We start from the raw sequence: 2,461 nt of genomic DNA on the forward strand, positions 1-2,461 counted from the left end.
AGACTTAATATTTAATTTCGGTACAATATGTATTTAATTATCTAAACTCTAACGGTACAGAATGCCTAATCAGGTCGGATATATTCGAGTCAGTTCAACTGAACAAAATACTGAACGTCAATTAGATGGAATCAGCCTGGATAAGACCTTTACTGAAAAGGCAAGCGGTGGTAGCCGTGAACGTCCTCAGTTAAATGCAATGCTCGACTATCTGCGTGAAGGTGATACGGTGCATGTTCATAGTATTGATCGTCTGGCACGTAATACAAATGATCTGAACGAAATTGTGAATAGTCTGAATGATCGTGGTATAACCATTATTTTTCATAAAGAGAATTTGACCTTCAGTCATGATGTAGCACAATCGGCAATAAATAAACTCATGTTTCAGATGCTTGCTGCATTTGCAGAGTTTGAACGCTCCATGATCCGTGAGCGTCAAAAGGAAGGAATTGCAAAAGCCAAAGCGAAGGGCTTATATAAGGGAAGAAAGCGGAAGGTTGACTATGTTGAAATACGAAAAGCAATGGCTGAAGAAAATTCAACATTTAGAGGTGTTGCAGAAAAGTTTAAAGTAGGGATAGCAACAGTACAAAGAGCTTTAAAAGAAGAAACTAATAATCAATAAGGTTGATTAATGAAGACGCTTAGATATTCAAATTTAGAAAAGATCATGACCATTTATACTGAAATTTCTACTTATATTACATTTCATAATGCGACTGGTTTAACAGATATAAATAAATCAATGGAAGATTTTTGAACCGTACCGGGTTTGTCGGAGACCAAGCTTTCTGAGAGAATGTCCCGATGAAAAAAGTAAAATATACCCCTGAAATCAGAGAAAGAGCGGTTCAATTATTGATTGAATCCGAGAAAGATTATCCATCGAATTGGGCTGCGATCACCGCTATTGCTCCCTGAGCAGTATACTGCGCAAGGGTTGTACTCCTGAAACACTACGTGTTTGGTATCAAAAATATTTAGATAAACAAAATCCAGTTAAAGTACAGCAGCTTTCAGACCAAGAACGTATCAAACAACTCGAACGCGAAAATAAAGAACTGCAACGCGCCAATGAAATTCTACGTAAAGCAGCCGCTTTTTTCGCCCAGGCGGAGCTCGACCGCCCACACAAATAATGGTGGATTTTATCCATAATAATAAAGAGCTGTACGGAGTCGAGGCGATTTGTAGAATTTTACCGATCGCACCTTCAACCTATTACCGGACTCTAGATCTCTGTGAAAATCCAGAACATCGAGCAAAGCGAGATTTACATGACTTGCATCATGCTGAGGAGATTAAACGAATTTGGAAGGAAAGTTCAGGTCGGTATGGTGTACGTAAAGTCTGGCAAAAACTGAAACGTGAAGGCTATATTATTGCGCGCTGTACTGTTGCTCGATTAATGCAAAAGCTAGGTATAAAAGGTGTTTGGCGTGGTAAGAACAAACAAACCACCCGTAGCCGAGATGATCAAAAACGAGCGGATGACTTGGTAAAACGTAATTTTACTGCTGATCATCCTGACCAACTGTGGGTGAGTGACTTTACGTATATTCAAACAAATTCAGGCTGGGTTTATACTGCATTTATTATTGATGTGTTCTCACGAGCAATTGTTGGATGGAAAGTATCGACACGGATGAATACAGATATGGTGCTCGATGCATTGGAGCAAGCATTGCATGATCGAGGCATGCCAAAGAATGTGATTCATCATTCCGACAGAGGTGTGCAATATCTTTCCATTCGCTATACCAATCGTTTAGAAGCAGCAAATTTACGAGCATCAGTCGGTACGACTGGTGATTCATACGATAATGCTTTGGCTGAAACGGTGAATGGCTTATACAAAACAGAGGTGATTGAATATCTAAAAGCAGATTGGCAAGGTTTAGCGGATGTACAACTTGCGACACTAAATTGGGTAGATTGGTTCAATAAAGAGCGTGTACATAGTGCACTAGGTTATGTATCACCTTTTGATTTTGAAGCAATGTACTATGATAAGATTAACCCGTTAGGTCAGGTGGCCTAACTTAAATAAAAAACTCTCCGACAAACCCGGTACGGTTCAGTTGATTGAATTATAGGGGCTATCAATGCGAGTTGGAAAATCAAAAAAAGAAGCTTTGGCTTCTTTTTTTTTTGATCATCTATAAGTGCTTATACAACTGAGAAAATATAAAACACTTGAGAATTTTCTTAAGTCATACATTGTGACTTAAGAATTTGATAAAGAACATTGTATGAAATAAAAAAGAGAAAATCATAAATATTTGAAAAATAATAATAAATAAAATTGGCATGCAAGTTGCAATAATCTTATGGAGAATATGAGGATTTTGGTATGCAGCAACTCAATGTAGAACAGCCTCCTTGCTTTATTCATGTTACAGGGACTCAGCGTGACAAATATATCGAATTTGAATTTTCGATAGGTGATCCAGAGTTA

At 37.9% G+C, this 2,461-nt stretch carries 2 protein-coding genes, 1 pseudogene and 1 other annotated feature; all 3 genes and pseudogenes read left to right on the forward strand.

Annotated elements, in window-relative coordinates:
- Positions 1-61: 61 nt before the first annotated feature.
- Positions 62-628 carry a recombinase family protein gene (locus FTT64_RS14275; RefSeq protein WP_006581699.1) on the forward strand — a complete coding sequence of 189 codons (567 nt, stop codon included), beginning with the start codon at positions 62-64 and terminating at the stop codon, positions 626-628.
- Positions 629-810: 182 nt separating this feature from the next.
- A pseudogene (locus FTT64_RS14280) lies at positions 811-2,044 on the forward strand (IS3 family transposase).
- Positions 1,100-1,216: a sequence feature (AL1L pseudoknot), on the forward strand. It overlaps the preceding pseudogene by 117 nt.
- A gap of 312 nt (positions 2,045-2,356) precedes the next feature.
- A partial coding sequence (locus tag FTT64_RS14285) for a phenol hydroxylase subunit (protein ID WP_218951701.1) occupies positions 2,357-2,461 on the forward strand: 105 nt, incomplete at its 3' end.

Origin of the sequence: Acinetobacter sp. Q186-3 (assembly GCF_013420655.1) — a bacterium.
Lineage (GTDB): Bacteria > Pseudomonadota > Gammaproteobacteria > Pseudomonadales > Moraxellaceae > Acinetobacter > Acinetobacter indicus.

Coding starts and splice junctions, on each gene's coding strand:
- FTT64_RS14275 (WP_006581699.1), top strand. CDS start 62: ATGCCTAATCAGGTCGGATATATTCGAGTCAGTTCAACTGAACAAAAT.